19 protein-coding genes and 2 pseudogenes are annotated in these 22,384 nt (G+C 59.9%); 11 read left to right on the top strand and 10 right to left on the bottom strand.

All coding sequences use genetic code 11. The annotated features are described in order from the left end of the window. Positions 1 to 19 precede the first annotated feature (19 nt). The 3 genes from traA to ABIE33_RS33070 all read left to right on the top strand — a co-directional run bounded on the left by traA (position 20) and on the right by ABIE33_RS33070 (position 5,986). Positions 20 to 3,292 (top strand): Ti-type conjugative transfer relaxase TraA, encoded by a 3,273-nt coding sequence (gene traA, locus ABIE33_RS33080; RefSeq protein ID WP_429132936.1) that lies wholly within the window; start codon positions 20 to 22, stop codon positions 3,290 to 3,292. A gap of 1,163 nt (positions 3,293 to 4,455) precedes the next feature. Beyond that, complete coding sequence (locus ABIE33_RS33075; RefSeq protein ID WP_429132934.1) at positions 4,456 to 5,292, top strand: alpha/beta fold hydrolase; 837 nt, start codon at positions 4,456 to 4,458, stop codon at positions 5,290 to 5,292. Between the two features lie 82 nt (positions 5,293 to 5,374). Next, positions 5,375 to 5,986, top strand: a complete 612-nt coding sequence (locus ABIE33_RS33070) for a gamma-glutamylcyclotransferase (RefSeq protein WP_429132967.1) — start codon at positions 5,375 to 5,377, stop codon at positions 5,984 to 5,986. Between the two features lie 86 nt (positions 5,987 to 6,072). Here ABIE33_RS33070 and ABIE33_RS33065 read toward each other — a convergent pair whose 3' ends face one another. Further along, on the bottom strand, positions 6,073 to 6,972 hold the full coding sequence (locus ABIE33_RS33065; RefSeq protein WP_429132931.1) for a LysR substrate-binding domain-containing protein: 900 nt from the start codon (positions 6,970 to 6,972) through the stop codon (positions 6,073 to 6,075). A gap of 118 nt (positions 6,973 to 7,090) precedes the next feature. Between ABIE33_RS33065 and ABIE33_RS33060 the strand changes: the two genes are divergently transcribed. From ABIE33_RS33060 to ABIE33_RS33040, 5 genes are all read left to right on the top strand, one after another. Further along, positions 7,091 to 8,023 carry a VOC family protein gene (locus tag ABIE33_RS33060; RefSeq protein ID WP_429132964.1) on the top strand — a complete coding sequence of 311 codons (933 nt, stop codon included), beginning with the start codon at positions 7,091 to 7,093 and terminating at the stop codon, positions 8,021 to 8,023. A 163-nt stretch (positions 8,024 to 8,186) separates the two neighbouring features. Then, positions 8,187 to 9,104 (top strand): LysR family transcriptional regulator, encoded by a 918-nt coding sequence (locus ABIE33_RS33055; protein WP_429132928.1) that lies wholly within the window; start codon positions 8,187 to 8,189, stop codon positions 9,102 to 9,104. Between the two features lie 669 nt (positions 9,105 to 9,773). Continuing rightward, positions 9,774 to 10,463: a hydrolase gene (locus ABIE33_RS33050; RefSeq protein ID WP_429132925.1), complete on the top strand. Its 690-nt coding sequence runs from the start codon at positions 9,774 to 9,776 to the stop codon at positions 10,461 to 10,463. Positions 10,464 to 10,529: 66 nt separating this feature from the next. Next, complete coding sequence (locus ABIE33_RS33045) at positions 10,530 to 10,817, top strand: XapX domain-containing protein (protein WP_112853634.1); 288 nt, start codon at positions 10,530 to 10,532, stop codon at positions 10,815 to 10,817. After that, complete coding sequence (locus ABIE33_RS33040) at positions 10,817 to 12,799, top strand: amidohydrolase (RefSeq protein WP_429132922.1); 1,983 nt, start codon at positions 10,817 to 10,819, stop codon at positions 12,797 to 12,799. The genes ABIE33_RS33045 and ABIE33_RS33040 overlap by 1 nt, the downstream gene beginning before the upstream one ends. Here the strand turns inward: ABIE33_RS33040 and ABIE33_RS33035 are convergent. Further along, positions 12,796 to 12,960 carry a hypothetical protein gene (locus ABIE33_RS33035; protein ID WP_429132921.1) on the bottom strand — a complete coding sequence of 55 codons (165 nt, stop codon included), beginning with the start codon at positions 12,958 to 12,960 and terminating at the stop codon, positions 12,796 to 12,798. The two genes, ABIE33_RS33040 and ABIE33_RS33035, sit on opposite strands and share 4 nt — an antisense overlap. Positions 12,961 to 12,972: 12 nt before the next feature. Here ABIE33_RS33035 and ABIE33_RS33030 point away from each other — a divergent pair, with 12 nt between their 5' ends. The 3 genes and pseudogenes from ABIE33_RS33030 to ABIE33_RS33020 all read left to right on the top strand — a co-directional run. Beyond that, a complete protein-coding gene (locus ABIE33_RS33030; RefSeq protein WP_429132919.1) occupies positions 12,973 to 13,416 on the top strand; it encodes a DoxX family protein in 444 nt (147 codons plus the stop codon). Next, positions 13,413 to 15,011, top strand: coding sequence for an MFS transporter (locus ABIE33_RS33025; protein ID WP_429132916.1), 1,599 nt, complete (start codon positions 13,413 to 13,415; stop codon positions 15,009 to 15,011). The genes ABIE33_RS33030 and ABIE33_RS33025 overlap by 4 nt, the downstream gene beginning before the upstream one ends. 162 nt (positions 15,012 to 15,173) lie before the next feature. Next, positions 15,174 to 15,299 (top strand): annotated as a pseudogene (locus tag ABIE33_RS33020) (DUF1275 family protein); the annotation flags it as partial. Between the two features lie 53 nt (positions 15,300 to 15,352). On the opposite strand, the gene ABIE33_RS33015 reads toward ABIE33_RS33020, so the two are convergent. The 8 genes and pseudogenes from ABIE33_RS33015 to ABIE33_RS32980 all read right to left on the bottom strand — a co-directional run bounded on the left by ABIE33_RS33015 (position 15,353) and on the right by ABIE33_RS32980 (position 22,264). Beyond that, entirely contained in the window at positions 15,353 to 15,958 is a 606-nt protein-coding gene (locus ABIE33_RS33015; protein ID WP_429132914.1) for a hypothetical protein, read from the bottom strand. After that, positions 15,912 to 16,124 (bottom strand): hypothetical protein, encoded by a 213-nt coding sequence (locus tag ABIE33_RS33010; RefSeq protein WP_429132913.1) that lies wholly within the window; start codon positions 16,122 to 16,124, stop codon positions 15,912 to 15,914. The genes ABIE33_RS33015 and ABIE33_RS33010 overlap by 47 nt, the downstream gene beginning before the upstream one ends. Before the next feature lie 682 nt (positions 16,125 to 16,806). Further along, complete coding sequence (locus ABIE33_RS33005; protein ID WP_429132911.1) at positions 16,807 to 17,817, bottom strand: IS30 family transposase; 1,011 nt, start codon at positions 17,815 to 17,817, stop codon at positions 16,807 to 16,809. 255 nt (positions 17,818 to 18,072) lie between these two features. Next, positions 18,073 to 18,272: pseudogene (locus ABIE33_RS33000) on the bottom strand (sulfite exporter TauE/SafE family protein); the annotation flags it as partial. 113 nt (positions 18,273 to 18,385) lie between these two features. Beyond that, the gene (locus ABIE33_RS32995; RefSeq protein WP_429132909.1) at positions 18,386 to 19,603 is read right to left on the bottom strand and encodes an FtsX-like permease family protein; all 1,218 of its coding nucleotides are present in this window, start codon (positions 19,601 to 19,603) and stop codon (positions 18,386 to 18,388) included. Next, complete coding sequence (locus ABIE33_RS32990) at positions 19,600 to 20,271, bottom strand: ATP-binding cassette domain-containing protein (RefSeq protein WP_429132907.1); 672 nt, start codon at positions 20,269 to 20,271, stop codon at positions 19,600 to 19,602. Before ABIE33_RS32990 ends, ABIE33_RS32995 begins: the two co-directional genes overlap by 4 nt. Positions 20,272 to 20,277: 6 nt before the next feature. Beyond that, positions 20,278 to 20,709, bottom strand: a complete 432-nt coding sequence (locus ABIE33_RS32985) for a hypothetical protein (protein WP_429132905.1) — start codon at positions 20,707 to 20,709, stop codon at positions 20,278 to 20,280. A 70-nt stretch (positions 20,710 to 20,779) separates the two neighbouring features. After that, positions 20,780 to 22,264: an alkaline phosphatase gene (locus tag ABIE33_RS32980; RefSeq protein WP_429132903.1), complete on the bottom strand. Its 1,485-nt coding sequence runs from the start codon at positions 22,262 to 22,264 to the stop codon at positions 20,780 to 20,782. Positions 22,265 to 22,384: the final 120 nt, after the last annotated feature.

Below are 22,384 nucleotides of genomic sequence, written 5' to 3'. Positions count from 1 at the left end.
GCGACTTGGAGGGTGTCACTTGGCCATCTACCATTGCAGCATGAAGCCGATCGCAAGAAGTGGTGGCCGCAGCGCGGTTGCCGCCATCGCCTATCGCACCGCGACGAAGATCGTCAACGAGCGCGATGGCATCGTGCATGACTTCACCCGCAAGCAAGGTGTCGAGCATTCCGAAATCGTTCTGCCGGATGGGGTCGAGGCGGCCTGGGCGCTCGATCGTTCGGCGCTGTGGAATGCGGTGGAGAAAGCCGAGAACCGCAAGGATGCGCGCGTTGCTCGTGAGTTCGAAGTGGCGCTTCCGCATGAGATGAGTGCGAGTGATCGCCTGGCGCTGACACGTGACTTTGCCCGTGATCTCGCGAACCGTTATGGCGCCGCCGTCGACTTCTCCATTCACCAGCCACAGGGCGATACCGACATCCGAAACGTCCACGCGCATGTGGTGATGACGACGCGGGTGGCGACGGAAGAGGGGCTAGGTGAGAAGACGCTGCTCGAGCGCGAGAACAAATGGCTGCTGAACAACGATCACCCGAGCTCGCACATGCAGCTGCGCGAAATCAGAGAGCTCTTCGAGCACCACACCAACCGACATCTGGCCCGGCTCGGACTGGACGTTCGGGTCGATCATCGTTCTCATCTGGAACGTGGTCTCGAGATCGAGCCGACCGTGCATATGGGCGTTCACGCCTCGCAGATGGATCGACGCGGGTTGGACGTCTCGCGCGAACGGATTGACCGGAAGGCGGCGCGATCAAATGCCGACCTGATCCGCAAAAAACCCGAGCAGGTGCTGGCGATCATCACCGGCGAGAAGAGCGTGTTCGATCGTCACGACGTGGCTCGCGCGCTGCATCGCTATATCGACGATCCGGAACGGTTCAGAAACGCCTTTGCCGCGGTCATGGCATCGTCGGCGCTTGTCGAACTGAAGCCTGAAACCGAGACCGAGCTTGCCCGCTATTCGACCCGTGAGATGGTGGAAATCGAGCACACGATGGCGGCGGGTGCGGCGCGCATGAGCCAATCGGCCAGGCACCCGGTCGATCGTCCGCATGTCGAGCGGGCGCTGAGCGTTCAAGACGCGGCCATTCAGGCAAACGCCTCTGCGTCCAGTTCCAAAATGTCGGAGCAACCTGGGGGTGGACGAGCGGTAGATCGCGACGGACCGATGGCGCGTGAGGGGCTAAGCGATGAACAGCGACTTGCTGTGCATCACATCACGGGTTCTGAGCAGATTGCCGCCGTGATCGGCTTTGCTGGCGCAGGTAAGTCGACGATGCTTGCCGCCGCGCGCCAGGCGTGGGCCGCCCAAGGTTACCGCGTGCATGGTGCCGCGCTTGCCGGCAAGGCTGCCGAAGGATTGGAGGAGTCATCCGGCATTGCGGCCCGCACGCTCGCCTCGTGGGAATACGGCTGGCAGAATGGCAAGGGTCTGCTTTCAAGCAGCGACGTGCTCGTCATCGATGAGGCCGGCATGATCGGAAGCCGTCAGCTGGCGCGGTTCGTCAAGCAGGCCGAGGTGTCTGGCGCCAAAATCGTCCTGGTGGGTGACCACGAACAGCTGCAAGCGATCGGCGCCGGCTCGCCGTTCCGCGCGATTGTCGAACAGGTCGGCGCGGTCGAACTCTCGGAAATTCGCCGGCAACAGACAGCCTGGCAGCGCGAAGCATCGATCGCCTTTGCGACACATCGCACGAGGGAGGGCCTTACACTTTATGATGAGCACGGTGCGGTGCAGTTTCGTGAGACTCGTGATGAAGCGCGAGCGGCACTGGTGCGCGACTATCTCGTCGACAACGATGCACGGCCGTTAGGCTCACGCATCGCACTCGCCCACCGGCGGGTGGATGTCAGGGCGATTAATGCCGACATTCGCGCCGGTCTTCAAGAACGTGGGCTGTTGGCGAAGGGCGTCGAAGGACATGTCTTGCTTGGGAAGGAAGTCGCCTATCGGACCAATGAAGGCGAGCGCTCATTTGCCCGCGGCGATCGCATCGTGCTTCTCGAGAACAACCGCGAACTCGGGGTGAAGAACGGCATGCTCGGGACCGTGATCGCCGTCGAGCCGGACGCACTACAAATATGTCTCGACGGCGGAACTGGCGGGGGCAAGAGCGCCCGCGACATCTCCCTACCGGTCAACAGTTACCAGAGCTTTGACCATGGCTACGCCACCACCATTCACAAGTCTCAAGGGGCAACGGTCGACCGTGCCTTTGTCATGGCGTCGAGCACCATGGACCGTCATCTTTCCTACGTGGCGATGACGCGCCATCGCGACGAGGTCCAGCTCTACGCCGGCCGCGACGAGCTGAAAGACATGAAGACGCTGAGCCTCAGCATGGGACGATCAGGAGTGAAGGAAACCACGCTTGATTATACCGGTGCCTTTGCCGAACGGCGGGGACTGGCCGCGCAGCTTGGGATTCCCAGCGAGATTAAGATTACGCCTGTCCATGAGCTCACGTCGCAGGCAAGTTTGTCGAAGGCAACGGACGATCGAGTGTCGACAGAAGGGCCAGGTGGGGAGCGCCAAACAGTGGCGCCGCTTGTCCCGGCAATCACCTCCTACGAACGCAGCGTCGACGACATTGCCCGCGAAAAAGCTAAACCCAACTTCGACCGCGAAATTGCAACGGTGCGATCGCTCGCACGCAAGATCTATCAAGATCCAGATGGTGCCGCTGCGAAGATCGCTTTCGCCATTGTCGAAAAGGGCATGAATGGCGACGCGCTTGCGAAGTCTGTTGCCGGACGCCCGGAGCAGTTCAGTGAGCTCAGGGGCAGGGCAGGGTTGTTTGGCGAGAGCAGGGAGCGCAAGGAGGCTCGCCACTTCGCACCCGCCTTTGGCAACCACGTTGCAGCCGCGGCCGAGACTTGGACGCGGCGACTGAATGCGGAGCGCGGCGCTGAGACCTGGCAGCGGGAGAAGCGAGACGTCGTCGAAGTTCCCGGTCTCACTCCGCGCAGCGAAGGCATGCTGAAGGAGCTCGACGATTTGCCGCAAGCGCAGAAGGCGCAATTCGTGGAAGAGCTGGCCCGAAGTCCAGAAGGAAAAGAGGCGCTTGAGGAGGCAAGGAGGATCGCCCGTGCTCTCGAACAGCGCTTCGGCAGTTCGGACCCACGTTCGTTCAAGAAGGAGCTTGACCGGCTCGGGTTGGCCGACGCAGCGAAGATCGACCATATCAACGACGTCGCTCGCATTGTCGATCGGGCGCACCGGGCGGAGCTGAGCCAAAAGTACGAGCTCTCCCGAGGATTGAAGAAGGGACTAGGGCTAGGGATTTGACTAGGGATTTGAGTGATAACGATCTGCCTCGAGTAGGGCATGAACGATTTCGATTGAGCACCAGCACCAATCCCTTGGGCCGCGATTGTCTAACTTAGATCTCGCATCGGAGAGCCAGGCGATGACCTTATCACCGCCGCTGTTGCTTCCTCCTCGCACCTGCCTAACACGCATAACGTCATTTCCATACCTCGTGGTTCCGACGGCATGAACCTCGACGATGCGCGAGAAGCCGTCATAACGCAGCTCCAAGCAAAGACCACGATTGAGTGCGTCACAAGCCGTTTGTCCGATCTCTTCGAGGCGACGAAGACGGCGATTGCCCTCGAGCGATCATATGGGATGGGCGAAAAGCTTGCCTCCTACGGAGACCTCAGCCGACGACACCTCGAGGGATTCGGCCATCTCGATCCAAGGCTGCTGGCGCGGGGTCGATGGCATTCTGCAGGAGCAGCTTGACCGGGCGAAAGAGATCCTCACGCGGCATCGGAAGGCGTGCGCAGTACTTGAGATTCTGGCACCGGCCCGTTCCGGTCGCGGCACCGTCATCTGCGATTGTTGCCGCCGGGCAAGAAGCGTGAGCGACTTCGACGAAGACGGGTGCGGCATCTGTTGCGGGTGCCTAGAGTCGGACGCGCTCCTCGTTGAGCTGGACGCGAGCGTGAGGGACGACGAGCGGTCAGCGGGCTCCTGATTAGGCTTTCGGGCATGGGAAGCGTGTTTCGCAACAGTCACCGTTGGTATCCGCCGAGCGATCACAGCCTAACCTGCCGAACGTAACGCTGGATCCGTGTTTCTTCACGAGCTCCGCACGTAACTGCCAGAGCGACCACAATGCCAGCACATCGCCGGTCAGAAGCAGGACCCCACGATATGAAGCCACGCGCATTATTGCGAATCGACAATAAAGTGGAAACTATTATCGCAATTGTAGGTTCGTGAATCCCGCCGCATTATCCATCCCTCAGACGAACTGAGTGTCGCCTGAAGTTCTCAATGATGAAATCGCAGGACGCGAGATGACCCAGAACCTTTTTTCCATGACACGCAGGGGCGCACTGCTCTCCGCAGGCGCCGCCGCAGCGACCATGGCAATTTCACCCGCTCTCAGCTTCGCAGCCACGGCTGCTCCCGCCACCAACCCAATCGAAGGAAACAAGACAATGGCATATGTAACCACCAAGGACGGCGTTGAGATCTTCTACAAGGACTGGGGTCCGAAGGATGCGCAGCCGATCGTCTTCCACCATGGCTGGCCGCTGTCGTCGGACGACTGGGACGCACAGATGCTGTTCTTCCTTTCGAAGGGCTATCGCGTCGTCGCCCATGACCGCCGCGGTCACGGCCGTTCCGCTCAGGTGGCCGATGGTCACGACATGGATCATTACGCGGCCGATGCCTTTGCCGTCGCAGAAGCGCTCCACCTGAAGAATGCCGTCCACATCGGACACTCGACGGGTGGCGGCGAGGTTGCCCGCTATGTGGCCAAGCACGGTCAGCCCGCCGGCCGCGTCGCTAAGGCGGTTCTCGTCTCCGCCGTACCGCCGCTGATGCTGAAGACCGATGACAATCCGGAAGGCCTGCCGATCGAAGTCTTCGATGGTTTCCGTTCGGCGCTCGCCGCCAACCGCGCCCAGTTCTTCCGCGACGTTCCGGCCGGTCCGTTCTACGGCTTCAACCGTGATGGCGCGGCGGTTCACGAGGGTGTGATCCAGAACTGGTGGCGTCAGGGCATGATGGGCGGTGCCAAGGACCATTTCGACGGCATCAAGGCCTTCTCCGAAACCGATCAGACGGAAGACCTGAAGGCGATCACGGTTCCGACGCTCGTCCTGCACGGTGAAGACGACCAGATCGTTCCGATCGCGGACTCGGCGTTGAAGTCGGCCAAGCTTCTGAAGAACGGCTCGCTGAAGACCTATCCAGGCTTCTCGCACGGCATGCTGACAGTCAATGCCGACGTGCTGAACGCCGATCTTCTGGCCTTCGTTCAGGCCTAAACAAGATCGGAGCCGCGATGTGAAAGCAATCGCGGCTCCGATCTTTTATTGAACACAGAACGAATTTCTGAACGGGACCATGATGCTGTTGACCCCAGAGCTTGTTGCCCTGACGTTGCGAGACGTCCTGGACGATGGCCCCGAACCGGGCTGGACACCACTCTCCGAGGCGGAACTTGACTGCCTCGTGGACAGGATTAAACGAGAGGTAGACGGCGAACCAATTTGGGTCTTCGCTTACGGTTCCCTTATCTGGAATCCTGAGTTCAAGCCGACAGCCCGAATGCGAGCATCCGCATATGGATGGCACCGATCGTTTTCGCTGAGGATCGAACGTTGGCGGGCAACCAGCGAACAACCAGGCCTGATGATGGCTCTCGAACGCGGCGGGAGGTGTGATGGCGTGCTACTCCGGTTGTCGGAAGAGCGTCGCCGCCAGGATCTCCGTGCGCTCGTGGCGCGCGAGATCAAGTACCACGAAGTCGCCGACATGGTCCGGTGGGTTCGCGTGCAGACGCCTGAAGGCATGAAGAACGCCCTGACGTTCTGGGCAAGTACCAGACGATCCGGCCTCACCAAGCCATTGCCAATCCAGACCACCGCGGAGCTCATCGCAAACGCCTGCGGGCAGGGCGGATCATGCGCGCAATATCTGCACAACACGATCGTTGATCTTGAGGCCGAGGGGATCTGAGACCGAAACCTCTGGCATCTGCAGGCGCTCGTGGCCGAGCGGATCAAGGCAAAGAAGCAGCCTGAGGTCGTCGTCCTAACCGAGCGTCAATCCAGCATGACCATGTGCGCCGGGACCTGCTCTTCGAAGAACTTCGAGAAGGATGCGATCCGGGGAGGCAGGGCCTGATATGGGGGATAATAAAGCGTCAGCCACAACTCTGGGGGTGCCCATCCTTTAAAGACCTGTACCAGGCGTCCGGTGCGCAGGTGTTCGGCGATGTGAAACCCCGGTAGCATGGAAACGCCCGCACCGTCGGCGGCCATGTCCGCCAGAACCTCGCCACTATTGGCGCTGAAGGCCCGGCCAGCCGAAATCGTCATGCTCGATCCGCCGTCCGACAGCACCCAGTTCTCACGCCGGCTTTCGCCGCTATACGCGAGGCAGTCATCGGGTGTCAGTTCGTTTGGGTGCTGCATGTCGACGAACCGACTCCCGGGGGCGGCGACCAGGATGCGCGGCACCACCCTGATCTTGCGCCAGATCGTGAACTTGTCGGACGGCTGGGAGGAGATGCGGATCGCCAGATCGTAGTCGTCATCGACGATGTTCACCAATCCATCCGACAGCGAGATTTCGAAGCTCATCTTCGGGTAGCGCTCCTTGAATCCTGAAAGGATTGGCGGGAGCACGGCCTTGCCGAACCACGTCGGCGCGCTGATCCGGAGCCGCCCCTCATCTGCCTTGTGAGCGTTCATCACCTCGCGCCGAGCGTCCTCCAACGTCTTCACCGCAGGCTGGATCTGTGCGGCAAAGATCGCCCCGTCGGTCGTCAAGGACACCTGCCTGGTCGTGCGCACAAAGAGCTGCACGCCAAGTTCCGCCTCGAGAGCGGCGATCGCCCGTGTCACCGCGGCGGGTGTCATGTCCAGTTCGCGGGCGACCTGAGCGAAGTTCCGCTTTTCAGCGGCGAGCAGAAAGGTTCGGAGGGCTTTGTAGTCGTTCATCTCATTGTTTCAAAATTGGCAATTCAATCACAAGAAATATTGCAATTCTCGACGAGGATCAACCAGCCTAAATTCATATCAACACATGAAGCACCAACGCCCGATGAAAGGCATCGACATGATCAAGGATATCGAGGGACTGCATCACGTGACCTCCATGGCATCGGATGTGCGGCAGAACAACCGCTTCTTCACCGACACGCTGGGCCTGCGCCGCGTCAAGCAGACAGTCAACTTCGACGACCCGAGCGTCTATCACCTGTATTACGGCGACGAGAACGGTTCAGCCGGGACGGTCATGACTTACTTCCCGTTCCCCAACATGATGCTGGGGCGTCCGGGCGTAGGCGAGGTCGGTGAGACGCAGTTCTCGGTTCCAAAGGGCTCGCTGAAGTTCTGGCAGGATCGCTTCGCGGCTCAAGGTGTCGACGGTCTGGAAAAGGATACTGTCTTCGGCGCCAACCGTCTTCGCTTCATGGGTCCGGATGGCGACGGTCTTGCGCTGATCGAGTCCGCAGACGACAACCGCGCGCCATGGCTGGCGGATGGAATTCCCGACGATGCGGCCATCCGCGGTTTCGCCGGCGCTCGCTTCAGCCTGCATGACACCGCAGCGACGGAAGAGCTTCTCGGCTTCATGGGTTACCAGCGCGCCGAGAAGAAGGGCGACGTGACTCGCTTCATCATCCCCAATGGCAACGGAGCGGATACGATCGATCTCGCATCGCTGCCGAAAACGCCCTTTGCGCGTCAGGGTGCGGGTTCGGTACACCATATCGCGTTTGCGGTCGACAACCGAGAGAAGCAGCTTGAGGTGCGCAAAGCGCTGATGGATACCGGGTATCAGGTCACGCCCGTCATCGACCGCGACTATTTCTGGGCGATCTACTTCCGCACGCCGGGCGGCATTTTGTTCGAAGTCGCCACCAATGAACCGGGCTTCAATCGCGACGAAGACACGGCTCACCTTGGGGAAGCACTCAAGCTACCGGGCCGATATGAAGCTTTCCGCCATCAGATCCAGGCAAATCTCGAGCCATTGGGTGCCTGACAAACTGATGGCATTTCGAGTTTTGGACGCCGCATGTCTACCCGGCCGCGCCCTGGGTATTTGCAGGGAAGATCTTCAAACATTCGTTTACGCCTGATGCCCTTTGCAACTGATCGATAACTGAGCCCCAAGGCATTCGCACACATTCGATGGAGAGATGACAATGGATCAATTGGGAGCGATCAGAGCCTTTGTTCGCGTCGTCGAGGCCGGATCCTTTGCAAAGGCTGCAGACACGATGGGAGCGCCGCGGTCGACCGTGAGTAAGCTTGTTCAGGATCTCGAGGCAAGCTTGAGCCTCAAACTGCTCGAACGCACGACACGTTCAGTCACCGTGACACCTGAGGGAGTTGCTTACTACGAGCGCGCCATTCGCCTGATCGCCGATTTCGACGAAATGAACAATGAGGCGACCCGTGGGCGCCTAGCCACCAGGGGAAAACTTCGGGTTGACGTAGGAGGGACCTTCGCGAACGCGATTCTGATCCCTCGGTTGCCAGAGTTTTACGCGCTCTATCCAGAGATCGAGTTGCATCTTGGTGTAACAGAACGTCAGGCCGACATTGTCGAAGAGGGCATAGACTGCGTCATTCGTGCCGGCGATCTGCCCAGCGCATCTCTTGTTGCGAGGAAGTTATGCAGCGTTGAGATAGTGACCTGCGCAACCCCGGGGTACCTGGAAAAACACGGCGTGCCAGCTTCGCCATCGGATCTGCAGCGTGATCATATTTTCGTGCAGTACTTTTATGCACGTAGTCTGAAAGCTGCACCCGTTCGACTGATTAAAGGCGATGAGAAAATCGAGATTTACAGCCCCATCAAGCTCTCCACCAGTGATGCGACGGCGCATTTGCATGGAATATTAGCAGGACTGGGCATCGGGCAGACATTTGAATTCTTGGCACAGCCCCATATCGCTCGTGGCGCCCTGGTCCCAATCATGACCGATTGGGCGCCACCACGTTATCCTGTTCACATAGTAAGGCCAGCGGGCCGGTTTCCGAGCGTTAAGTATCGGGTCTTTGCAGACTGGGTTGCGGGCGTGTTTTCTGCCTACGACCATGATACCGGCACACCCTAGTGGCTTTGTCCATGTCCATGGATGGTTACTCCACAATCACGGGCTTCTCCCATCTCTCCTTTGAAGATATTTCCCCCGGCTGATTTGATCCATCGTCGGACAGACGGCGCGGAGTGGGCGACGCTGTTGAGAGTAAGCAGAAGACAAAGTAATCGCGATATGGAACCCCTGCGCGTACCGCGTAGTCACCATCTAGTCGCGTCAATGCTCAATGGCAGACTGCCAAGCATTTCGCGGCTCACACACCGCTCCCCTGTTGTCCACGGGCTGTTTCGCCCCAATCGAATTCAGCCAAATCGCTCCACGCCGAATAACAGTGACACTGCAAACTACCTCGGAGCCGCCTGTCCGAAGGAAATTTTCTTGAGCAAATCTTGGACCGAATGGTCGCGTTGCGCAGCCTCGTGCGACGTTCGCAGGTCAACCGAACGCCAGAGTAATTATTGCGATAAAGGCAATTCATTCGCAATTAATATTCCAATTTCGCACAAGCGCAAACCACACTACGTTTCCTTTCAGCAGCCGAGGCAACCAGTGAATGGAAGCATTGGTTTCGACCCACTCAGGGCCTTACGAGCCGTGTTCCAGGACATGGTGTCCGACCAACAGGCCCTGCCCAGTTTATAACCCGCCGCATTCGCGGTCCAAACAACCGAAGAGGAAAATCTCATGTCCAAGCTCGAAGTCCTGACCCCCGCGAACAGCCAGCTCATCTTCATCGACCAGCAGCCGCAGATGGCGTTCGGCGTCCAGTCGATTGATCGCCAGGTACTGAAGAACAATGTCGTCGGCCTCGCCAAGGCCGCCAAGATCTTCAACGTCCCCACCACGATCACCACGGTCGAGACGCAATCCTTCTCGGGCAACACCTTTCCGGAACTGCTTGCCGTCTACCCGGAGAACGATATTCTCGAGCGCACGTCGATGAACTCCTGGGACGACCAGAACGTCCGTGACGCGCTGGCGAAGAACGCCGCCGAGGGCCGCAAGAAGATCGTCGTCTCCGGTCTCTGGACCGAGGTCTGCAACACCACCTTCGCACTCTCGGCCCTGCATGATGTTCCAGATTATGAGATCTACATGGTCGCGGATGCTTCCGGCGGCACGTCCTCCGACGCACACAAATACGCGATGGACCGGATGGTTCAGGCAGGCGTGATCCCGGTCACCTGGCAGCAGGTCCTGCTCGAGTGGCAGCGCGACTGGGCTCGCAGGGAAACCTACGATGCTGTCACCACCCTCGTGAAGGAGCATTCCGGCGCATACGGCATGGGCGTCGACTACGCCTACACGATGGTTCACGGCGCAGAGGAACGCGTCAAGCACGGCAAGCGCATCGGCCCGAACCCCGCCGAGTAAGGGGCTGATCAGGCCGCTCCGATAACCCCGTCGGAGCGGCCTTTCTCTAACCGTGGAGGGCATCCCGTGAAAATCTATCTTCTTTCTCTCGGTGCAGGTCTGCTTGTGGGCATCGTCTACAGCCTCCTGAACGTCCGCTCGCCGGCTCCGCCTGTCATCGCCTTGGTCGGCCTTCTCGGCATTCTCGTCGGTGAACAGATCATCCCTTTCGCAAAGACCTTGTGGAGCAGGGAGCCAGCAGCCGTTTCATGGCTTCATCAGATCAAGCCACACATGTTCGGCCACCTGCCTAAGGGCGGCGATCTTATCGACCTCGCCCATCAGGCGGAGGCGAAAGCGGAGGAGCGGAGCTGATGACGACTCGTCGATCCTTTCTTGGGGGCGCGTCGAGCCTGGCGTTCTCGAACCTCTTCTCCCCGGCGAAAGCCGCCGATCCCAACCAGACCGGAGTAGACACCATGCATCCCGACCTGATCCTCCACAGCGGCCGCGTGACGACCCTCGACCGGACCAATCCGAACGCCACGGCGATCGCCATCAAGGATGGCCTGTTTCTCGAAGTCGGATCCGACAGCGAGATTATGGCGCTGGCTGGTGCCAACACGAAGATCGTCGACCTCAGGGGCAAGCGCGTCCTGCCGGGTCTGATCGACAACCACACCCACGTCGTGCGCGGCGGCCTGAACTACAACATGGAACTGCGCTGGGACGGCGTTCGGTCGCTCGCCGATGCGATGGACATGCTGAAGCGCCAGGTGGCGATTACGCCCGCGCCGCAATGGGTGCGCGTCGTCGGGGGGTTCACTGAACATCAGTTCGCCGAAAAGCGCCTGCCGACGATCGAGGAGATCAATGCGATCGCTCCCGATACCCCCGTCTTCCTGTTGCATCTCTACGACCGGGCACTCCTGAATGGCGCGGCCCTGCGTGCCGTCGGCTACACCCGCGATACGCCGAACCCACCCGGCGGCGAAATCACGCGCGATGCCAACGGCAACCCGACGGGCATGCTGCTGGCCAAGCCGAATGCGGGCATTCTGTACTCGACGCTGGCCAAGGGGCCGAAGCTTCCTCTGGACTACCAGGTCAACTCGACCCGTCACTTCATGCGCGAACTGAACCGCCTCGGCGTGACAGGCGTGATCGATGCGGGCGGGGGCTTCCAGAACTATCCGGACGACTACGCGGTCATCCAGAAGCTCTCCGATGAGAACCAGATGACGGTGCGTCTGGCCTACAACCTCTTCACCCAGAAGCCCAAGGAAGAGAAACAGGACTTCCTGAACTGGACGCAGTCGGTCAAATACAAGCAGGGCAACGACTACTTCCGTCACAACGGTGCCGGTGAGATGCTGGTTTTCTCGGCTGCCGACTTCGAGGATTTCCGCCAGCCCCGTCCAGAAATGGCTCCGGAAATGGAAGGCGAGCTGGAAGAGGTCGTCCTCGTACTGGCAGAAAACCGCTGGCCCTGGCGTCTCCACGCCACCTATGACGAGACGATCTCCCGCGCCCTCGATGTATTCGAGAAGGTCAACAAGGACATTCCGCTCGAAGGGCTGAACTGGTTCTTCGACCATGCCGAAACCATCTCGGATCGCTCGATCGACCGCATCGCCGCACTCGGTGGCGGCATCGCCACTCAGCACCGCATGGCCTATCAGGGCGAATATTTCGTTGAGCGCTACGGCCATGGAGTGGCGGAAGCCACGCCGCCGATCAAGCGCATGCTCGACAAGGGCGTGAATGTCTCGGCAGGTACGGATGCCACCCGCGTCGCCTCCTACAATCCGTGGGTCTCGCTCTCCTGGATGGTGACCGGCAAGACAGTCGGCGGAATGCAGCTCTACCCGCGTGCAAACTGCCTCGATCGCGAGACGGCGCTGCGCATGTGGACCGAAAAGGTCACATGGTTCTCGAACGAAGAGGGCAAGAAGGGCCGTATCGAGAAGGGCCAGTTCGCCGACCTCGTGGTACCCAACAAGGACTTTTTCTCCTGCGCCGAGGATGAGATCTCCTTCCTCGTGTCGGAACTGACGATGGTCGGTGGCAAGATCGTCTACGGCGCGGGCGACTTCAAGACGCTCGACGAGAACGACATCCCGCCTGCGATGCCAGACTGGTCTCCTGTCCGCAAGTTCGGCGGTTATGCCGCCTGGGGCGAACCGGAAGGGGCGGGCGCTCGTTCATTGCGCCGCACGGCGATCTCCACATGCGGATGCGCCAGCGATTGCGGCGTGCACGGTCACGACCATGCCGGGGCTTGGACATCCAAACTTCCGATCGCCGACCTCAAGGGATTCTTCGGCGCACTCGGCTGCTCCTGCTGGGCGGTCTAAACTGAGCTTTGCGCTCGGGCGGCCACGTCGCCGCCCGAGCGACCGTCCAATAATTTCAAAAACCGCAATGAAATCGAAACGATTGCTGCAATTGTTGGCAAGACGGTGACCAGCCAATATCGCCCCATCAAACGCAGCCGCTCGATCAGATCGGCGAACATGCAGGAGCAGATATGACCCACCAATCCCATATTTCGAATCCAGTCCGAAGCAGTCTGACACGCATCGCCGCTTCTCCGGTCACGCGAACCGTGTCGCTGCTTGCGCTCTGCGCCGCCTACATCCAGGGCCCGCTCACCAAGATCTTCGATTTCAACGGCGCACTGGCCGAAATGGACCACTTCGGTCTCCACCCAGCCGCCTTCTTCGCGGTCGCCGTCATGGTGTTCGAGCTGACGGCTTCTGCCATGGTGGTCTCGGGCTTCTTCCGTTGGGCTGGAGCATTGGCCCTCGCGGCCTTCACGCTCATGGCAACGCTCATCGCCCTCCGTTTCTGGGAGATGGCGCCCGGCATGGACCGCATGATGGCGACCAACGCCTTTTTTGAACATGTTGGCCTTGCTGGCGCATTCCTCTTCGTCGCCGCATTCGACCTCACCAAGGGAGCAGGCAAATGAGCGCCGCAAAAGCATCCGGCGGAACCTTCGCGCCACTCGCACAGCCTGTGTTTGCGGTTCTCTGGATCGCCACCATCCTTGGCAACACCGGAAGCTTCATGCGCGACGTCGCCAGCTCCTGGCTGATGACGGATCTGTCGGCATCGCCGGCCGCAGTCGCCATGGTCCAGGCGGCCGGAACCCTGCCGGTCTTCTTGCTTGCCATTCCGGCGGGCGTTCTCACCGACACCCTTGATCGCCGCAAGTTCCTGATCGCCGTCCAGCTCCTGCTGGCATCCGTCAGCATCTCCCTGGTGGTCCTGTCCCAGACGGGCATGCTGTCGGTCAGCGCGCTGATCGGTCTGACCTTCCTCGGCGGCATTGGCGCTGCTCTGATGGGGCCGACATGGCAGGCCATTGTTCCCGAACTGGTGAAGCGTGAGGACGTGAAGAGCGCGGTCGCGCTCAACTCGCTCGGCATCAATATTGCCCGCTCCATCGGGCCCGCTGCGGGCGGCCTGCTTCTCGCAGCCTTTGGAGCCGGAATCACCTACGGCGCGGATGTCGCAAGCTACGCCGTGGTGATCGCAGCTCTGGTCTGGTGGCCACGGGCGAAGAATGCAAACGACGCGCTTCAGGAGAACTTCTTCGGTGCCTTCCGTGCCGGACTTCGCTACACCCGCTCCAGCAGACCGCTGCATGTCGTGCTGCTGCGGGCCGCCATCTTCTTCGCCTTCGCCAGCGCCGTCTGGGCGCTCCTCCCGCTCGTCGCCCGGCAGTTGCTGGGTGGTGATGCCAGCTTCTACGGCATCCTGCTTGGTGCGGTCGGAGCTGGTGCGATCGGTGGCGCCTTGGTCATGCCGAAGCTGCGCGAACGCCTGAGTTCTGACGGCCTGCTTCTCGGCGCCGCGCTGACCACCGCTGCCATCATGGGTGTCCTGTCACTCGCCCCGCCGAAGATCGTTGCCATCATCGTTCTTCTGTTCCTTGGTGCGGCATGGATCACTGCTCTGACCACGCTCAACGGCGCGGCCCAGGCTGTTCTTCCGAACTGGGTGCGTGGTCGCGGCCTCGCCGTCTACCTCACCGTCTTCAATGGTGCGATGACTGCCGGGAGCCTTGGTTGGGGCGCGGTCGGCGAGGCTGTCGGCATCCAATCGACCCTGCTCATCGGAGCCGCCGGACTGCTTGTGGCCGGGTTCGTCATGGACCGCGTGAAGCTTCCTGCAGGCGATGCCGACATGGTGCCGTCCAACCACTGGCCTGAGCCGCTTGTTGCGGAACCCGTTGCCCATGACCGTGGTCCGGTTCTGATCCTGATCGAGTACAAGGTCGAGAAGCAGCACCGCAGCGCATTCCTGCACGCCATCGATCATCTTTCCAACGAACGCCGCCGCGATGGTGCCTATGGCTGGGGTGTCACCGAGGACTCGGCTGATCCGGAGAAGATCGTCGAATGGTTCATGGTGGAATCCTGGGCTGAACATCTTCGCCAGCACAAGCGGGTCTCCAATGCGGACGCTGACCTGCAGGGCAAGGTGCTGGCCTATCATGTTGGTCCGGACAAACCCGTCGTACGCCATTTCCTGACGATCACTCGACCAGGTGCAGCTTAACGAAGACTTGGGCAGGGCGGCTTCAGCCGCCCAGCCCATTATGCCGCCACGGGCAATGAACTCGAAACAATTGATGCAATTGTTGAAGCCGGCATCTGGCGTCAAAACTGGAGCCACGTCGCGAGCAACGTCGCGGAACCTAACAGAAATAGAGCTCAAGAAATGAAGCTTCCCTCCCTTCCCACCCTTCTGAGTTTCAATGGCGGCTACGTCGATACGCTCGGCTTCCTGGCTCTTTCAGGGCTTTTTACTGCGCATGTCACAGGCAACTTCGTGACCGCCCCGGCCTTTTTTGTTTTAGCACAGTTTAGTCAGATCGGACTGAACTCGACGAACTCGCACTAGACGTATTCGCCCTGATCGACTGCTGAGCAACTCAGTCCCGGCAACACAGTGCCCGACGGATTGGTTGCGGCTTTCCTGGCAATGTACCGCCAGAACAGGGCTGAGGTGTGGGACTGGTCCTTCTCGAACCGCGAAAGCTGGACGACGCCACATGGACCTTCGGGCTGCGATGATACCACCCACGCGCCGCCGTTGCCGACGTCGGAAACCCAGACGAATTCCTGCGCGAACGGATTCGAACTGACCTGGCAGGTCCGAAGACCTTTGTCGTGGTCGGCCTTTGTGATCTTTAGGAAGTTCTCCTCGGTCGGATGATCGCACATGCCGGCGAGAGCGCGGAACGTGTCGAGCATACTGGGGTTCGCCTTCGCGTCCTCTTGCAGACGGATCATGCCTTCCTTGAACTTCGCGGCATCCGTCGTGATTCCGGGATTGCGGGCGAGGACGGCATCAATTGAAATCTGACCGGTGGCCATGCCGAGCCACGCGCCCACCATGTTGCATTCCTTGGGATCGGAGAATTCCTTCACAGCACCCGGATAGTTCTTGCGGGCTTCATAGAGCTTCTTTTCCAGATCGGCTGGCTTCGCCTTCTTTCGCACCGCTGTCTGGATGAACTCGCACCTGAGACGCTGCTGACCCGCCTGAAGCGTGCAGTTTTAGGTCAGCGTCTTCCTGCTGGTTATAGAGCATGCCAGTGGTGGGATAGTCGGCGGCGGCGGCGTCGAACGCCACCATTCCGATTGCAAGCACTATCAGCGATCTCATCGATTTCCCTCCGCCCCGGGACATCTTTGCAGCGAAGGGAAATGCAATTCAATAGGATCGAGAGCGACGGCTCTTGCTTGTTGAGCCATGTGTTTCGCGGCCTGCAGGTCGAAGGGCGGACCGTGAGCGCCGCCCAGAAGAGGAGATGGCCGAGCGCGGCGCAGGATGGTACGCACCATATGGCGCATTGGTACGCTTTGGTGCGCACGGATTGGTACGTTTTGATGGGTGCAACAGCCTAACTAACCGTGTGGCTGGCTATTCCAAGGGTCAAATTGACCGAAACGAGACCTTGAGGATGGCGTTCGATAACTTAGTGGGTGTCTGTACTTATTATCGATACGATATTTACTAACGAAGATAGAACATAGTCTTGGCTATTGTATTAAGTTTCAACGCACCACAGCGAACCACATCTTTATTAGTTTGCGAAAAAAGTAGCGACACGATCAAATAAATCGACGGAAATCGCGCAGCCGAGCATGGAGCAACGACATCGATTGGCGTCTGGAGCCTCGAAATGAACGGTTGTTAGGGCAGAAGGGAGCATGAAGCCAAAATTATGGGTGCACAGTCCAAGAATGCGTGACCACAGTCCAAAATTATCTGGCGACGCTCAGGGCTTCGAAAAGTTAAACAATGAATGTGAGTTCATGCCTAACTGCGACTTGCGCGTGCAACGCTAACCGACACGTCGCATTTGCGCGAGCAGTTTCTTCCGGAAGACTTCCGCGGGCGTTCGGTAGCCTAAGCACTTCCGCGGTGTCGAGTTGAGCCGATCGCAAATGTCCTTCAGTTCACCGTCGGTGATCGAAAGCGGATCAACGTCTCTCGAAAGCCATTTGCGAACACGACGATTGGTGTTCTCAACGGTACCTTTCTGCCAAGGCGACTGTGGGTCGCAGAACCATGTCTGCGTTCCAATGCCAGCCTGCAGATAGGGCCACTCGGTGAATTCCGTGCCGCGATCAAAGGTAATCGACCGGCGGGCGAGATGGGGCAGGGACTGGAGAGCTTGGATCAGCCCGGTCATGATCGGCCGCGACTGGCGGTCGTTGTTGCGCAGGAATACGGCAAAGCGGCTGACCCGCTCAACCAGCGACGTCACATTGGCCTTGCCTAACTTCTTGCGAAACTGAATGAGATCACACTCCCAATGACCGAACTGCTTGCGCTCCGCGACAGTGTCCGGACGGTGGAGAATGTTGAGTTCCGGGCTGAAACGGCGGCCGTAGCGCCGCCTGGCATGCCGCGGTCGACGCCTTGCACGTCGTTCCGGCAGATGCCGCCATAGCTTGATCGCTTGGCCGTCTGCCGAATAGGCAAATTTGTAGATCGTCTCGTAGCTGACTGAAATCGGATGACGCTCCAGCCGCATGCGGCCGGCGATCTGCTGCGGCGACCAGCCATGCATGATCCGCTCGATCACTGAACGGCGCACATGCGCAAACCGAGCAAGTTTGCGCAGCTTGGCTCTGCGCTCACGTGCCATCTCATTGGCGGTGACACAGTAGTAGCCGCTGAGCTCCGGCATTTGCGCATCCTCGAAAGCATTGCGGCTGAGCTCACGGAAAATCGTCGAGCGATGCCGCCCAAGCTTCTCGGCGATAACAGTGGCACTCAGGCCAGCCGCTCGCCACTTAGCGATCCTGCGACGTTCATCCATATCGATTTGGGAGTAGGTCCGTCTCATGAGCCATTCCTTGCGAGTGACAACCCATTGGTATCTATCGCAAGTCGCACTTCATCCTTGAACCCACCGAAATCAATGGCTTAATTGCATAAAATCTATTATGGAACATCTAGGCGGTTTGGAGGATGTTTCCTGGCGTTCATGGCTTACCACTTCAAAGAGAAGTTCGCGGCGAAGGTAGTGGCGGAGTTCCGCGCCATGTGCGGTTCGCACCTGCAAACGGCAAGACCTCGGCCCTGCAGAGGACGTCAGCTGCTATTTGTGTCGCCAGACCTCCATGCCGAGATGAGCAGGATCACGGTCAGAAACGGCAACAGCAGCGCGTTGGACACGATTTCGAGGAGCCGACCGCCGATGAACATTCCCAAGATCGACCCTGCGGCCATCGTCAGGAGGAGCGCCTTGTTGCGGCCGAGAACGGAAAAGCTCTGGTCGCGGCTGTAGCGGGTGAAGCGGGCGACTCTGCAGCCGCAGGATCTGGAACAGGCATGCGCCCCGATCAGAACCCGCGGGTGTCCCATCACTCACCAAGAGTTTTTGAACCGATGTAGGCCGCAGGCCTGGCCCATCAGGATACCGTCTGCAGGGCGCGATCCAATCGGTCTTTATAAAGCGCAAGTGCGGGCACTATCGCAAACACGCATCCTGTTACGACGATAAGGGCGGTCAGCGATACCTCGCTGAGACCTATTGACGGTGTTAAGGAAACGCCCGTCTGGCTCGCAACGAACAGTCCGGCCAGGTGAGAAGCCGCGAATCCCAGGAGAAGCCCAGCGATTGCGCCGCTTGCTATGACGGCCATGACATAGAGCCAGATGCAGGTGAACACATAGGTTCTTGGCGCGCCAAGCGCCCGAAGCACAGCGAAGCGACGCTTATGGACACGCAGCAACACCGACACACAGGCGATTACTGCGGCAACGACGAGAGCCTGCGTGCCGCCGGCGAGCGCTGTCATCATCAAGCGGATGTCGCCAAGCACTTGGTAGAGCCCGACCAGAACCTCCGCCGGGAAAAACGCGGTCGACGTTTCCGTGCGGAACAGGTTCCGCAAGCCGTATGCGGCAGCGAGATTCTCCGGCTTCACCACCATCGCCGGCACTCCGGTCAGATAAGCGTCGTCGAAAGGGGGCCCGAGCGCTGATCCCGCTTCCGGCGCATGCCCAGCCGGGAGATTGTGCAGCTTCCATATCTGTTCTACCGGGATCACTACCGCACGATCCCAAGGCGAACCTTGGACCGGAAGGCGGCCGACCACCGTGAACGTACGGGCGTGAACCAGACCGCCCGTCGTTTCCTCCGGACCATGGCCATGGCTTGTTTGAAACGTGTCGCCGACTTTCAGTGGTGAAGCCTGCCCGACGACGGCCTCTTCCCAATTTTGAAAGCCCCTACCCTCTGCCAAACGGCCATCCGCCAGGTGCAAAACGAGGTCGCGCGTCGTCCCAACGACCGGATCGCCATTGACGCTATCGCCGAAGGCAAGTGGCGCGGCGAACGCCACACGCTTCTCGGCCAGGACCTGTCGGACGACCTCGGGGTTCAGCAGCTCGACCGAGCCAGGCCGCAGGAACAGCGACTTCAACGTTACGTCGGTGATGCTTCCGGGAGCGGCGATGATCAGGTCAAACTTGTCGACAGCCTGCGCGCTCGCCTGCTTCAGGGCGCGCTCCTGCGAAATGATGGCGACGCCCAGCCCCGTGGCAATCATTATGAGGATCACGAGCATCAGGTTAAGACGGCGGTCCGCGCGCATCATCGCGAGGACCATCGGAAAGGGGTTCATCGCGCGCTATCCTTCCGGACTACTCTTCCGTGATCGAGATGGATGGTGGTCGCAGCGCGCGCATTGAATTCCGGATCGTGGCTGACGGCAATGACCGTTTTCCCCTTCGCCGCTTCCTCGATCAGCGCATCGATAACGAAATTGCCGTTCTTGGTGTCGAGGCTGGCGGTGGGCTCGTCGGCCAAGATGAGAGGCGGATCAAACAGAAGTGCCCTGGCGATTGCAACGCGCTGCTGCTCCCCCCGCGACATATGCGAAACGGTCGCTCGATCTTCCGGGATGCCGAACCGCTTCATGAGCGAGCTCGCATTCGTGGCGGCGCCAGCAACTTTGCCGAAGCTTTCAGGCAAACGAATGTTGGCAAGCGGCGACAACTCCCCGATCAGATTGAAGTCCTGAAAGATCATGCCGACTGTCCACCGCCGCCACGCGTCACGACGGCTTCCCTGTAACTCGGTTACCTTCTCCCCGAGAACCGTGACGGAGCCGCTCGTAATGGGCGTGATTCCGGCAATGACGTTCAAGAGGGTGGACTTTCCCGATCCGGACGGCCCCGCCACCACGGTCAGTTCTCCGGGTGAAAACGACAGATCCTCGATGGCGAGAATCGCGCGTTGGTCGTTTGGGGTATCCGGTACTTCGACACGAATCCGTTGAAGCGAGACCATGGGGGTTCAGAGCCGTTCGAAAGTGGCGTCGGAGAGCCGAAGGAAGCTAACAAAGCCAGTCTCCGGGTCCTTTTCGAAGCCAACTTCGAGCTTGCCGACAACCTTGATCGGGAAATTGAAAGGCGTGGCCTCGACAATCGAAGAGGTCTTGATCAGGACGATGTCGGTCGGCCAGTCCAGCGTCGAGTCGCAGAACGGGCAGACGGCCATGGGCATCTTGGTCAAAACGAAGAAAGGCGCCTGGGCTTTGAGCGGTGGAGCCATGTATCCGACGATGGAGACTTCGCGGCCTGTTAGGGCTTTGGTCTTCGCAGACGGATCACTGCCCTTTTCATAGAGCTCCGCGAAGGTCAGCGTGCTTGCCGCGGCCACGGCAGCGCCCGCGGCAACGGCAACGGAGATGAACATCAATAAAGCAACCGAGATCAGCCGTCGCATGCGTCACCTGCTAGAAAGGGCAACCCGGTCAAGGCCGGGTTGCGTGAGCATTATCTGGACGGATGGACCGTCAGTCCTGCTGGCCGAGACCCGAGGCGTTCGAGAGGACGTGGTAGATGTAGTTTTCCTCGACGGTGCCCGAGACCAGGTGGGCTTGCGGCCCCCAGGCGTAGATCACCACGTCGTCACCCGCGTGCGTTTCCGATTCCATCGGCACCAGGGCGGGTTGCAAGAAGTCGGGAGACTGCGTATCGACGGTGCTGAGGTCGGGACGCGTGCCGGCAGGCGGAGCGTCCGTCTTGCCCTTCTCCAGTGCGGGGAACACCGATCCTGGACCGTTGGCATAGCCGAGGGTTGTGTAGGGCTTGCCATCGGCGGCCTTGGCAACCGAGCCGTCGACATCCACCACGAGACCGAACAGAGGGTTACCGCGCTTCGGGTAGCCGTTGATCGTCATGGTGTGGCCGTGGTCGGCCGTTGCGACGATGAGGGTATCTTCGCGCTTGGTCAGTTCCAGGGCCTTCTTGATCGCCTGATCGAAGGCGATCGCATCTTCGAGCGCGCGGGCGGCATTGCCTGCGTGATGGGCGTGGTCGATGCGGCCGCCCTCGACCATCAGCACGAAACCGTTTTCGTTCTGGGCAAGCCGCTCGATCGCCTTGGCGGTCATCTCGGCAAGCGAAGGCTCGCCCTTGGCATCTTTCGCGCGATCCAGCTCGTATTCCATATGGCTGCGCTCGAACAGACCGAGGAGCTTGGCACCGGAGGAAAGGTCGGCCGCATCGAAGCCCGCCTTGTCCGTGACATAGAGGTGGTTGTTACTCTTCGACGCCCATTCGGCCGTCAGGTCGCGCTTATCGGTGCGGCTGCCGGTCTTGCCCTCGTCCTCGGCATCTGCGGTCTCGGTGGGAACGAAGTTGCTGCGGCCACCCCCGAGCACGACCTCGAAACCATCGCCCGCGCGCCAGTTGACGAGCTGGTCGGCAAGGTCCTTGCAGCCCTTGGCGATCGCGTCGCCGACTTCCTTGTCGTTTTCCCAGTCGCGGTCGGGTGTGTGGCCGTAAGCGGCTGCTGGGGTTGCGTGCGTGATGCGGGCGGTGGAGACCACGCCCGTCGCCAGGCCGGTTTCTTCCGCCATCTCGAATATCGTCTTGACTTCCTTGCCCTTCGAGGCGTCGCAATCGCCAACAACCGCATCCTGGTTCAGGCCGATGATGTCGTTGCGCGTCTTCACGCCGGCAACCATCGCTGTGGCCGTCGGCGCTGAATCCGAAACCTGTCCGTCATGGCTGTAGGTCTTAGACATCGCCGTGTAAGGGAAGGTGTCGATCGTCAGGACGTTGGATTCGCCGTCAACGCCGCGCTTCTGGCCCTCAAGAATACGGGCGGCCGTGACCGTGGCCACGCTCATGCCGTCGCCGACGAAGATGATGATGTTCTTCGCCTTGCCCGTGATGGGCTGAACTGAGAGCTTCGACTCGAGTGCGGCCTTTGCCGCTGTAAAATAGCTGTCGCTGGCTTGCGGGAGATCGGCGGCGCTGACATACGCTGTCATTAGAGCTGCACAGCATACGCCGGAAAAAAGTGTCCTGATCATCAGTAGAACCCCTCGAAGAACCTGAAACTCATGGCACCGAAAGTGCCGCGCGGAGGGACCCTATTGAGGGTTCATTTC

The sequence above is a fragment of the Ensifer sp. 4252 genome, assembly GCF_050434565.1.
Taxonomy (GTDB): domain Bacteria; phylum Pseudomonadota; class Alphaproteobacteria; order Rhizobiales; family Rhizobiaceae; genus Ensifer.
This window is presented reverse-complemented; position numbering and strand designations above follow the sequence as displayed.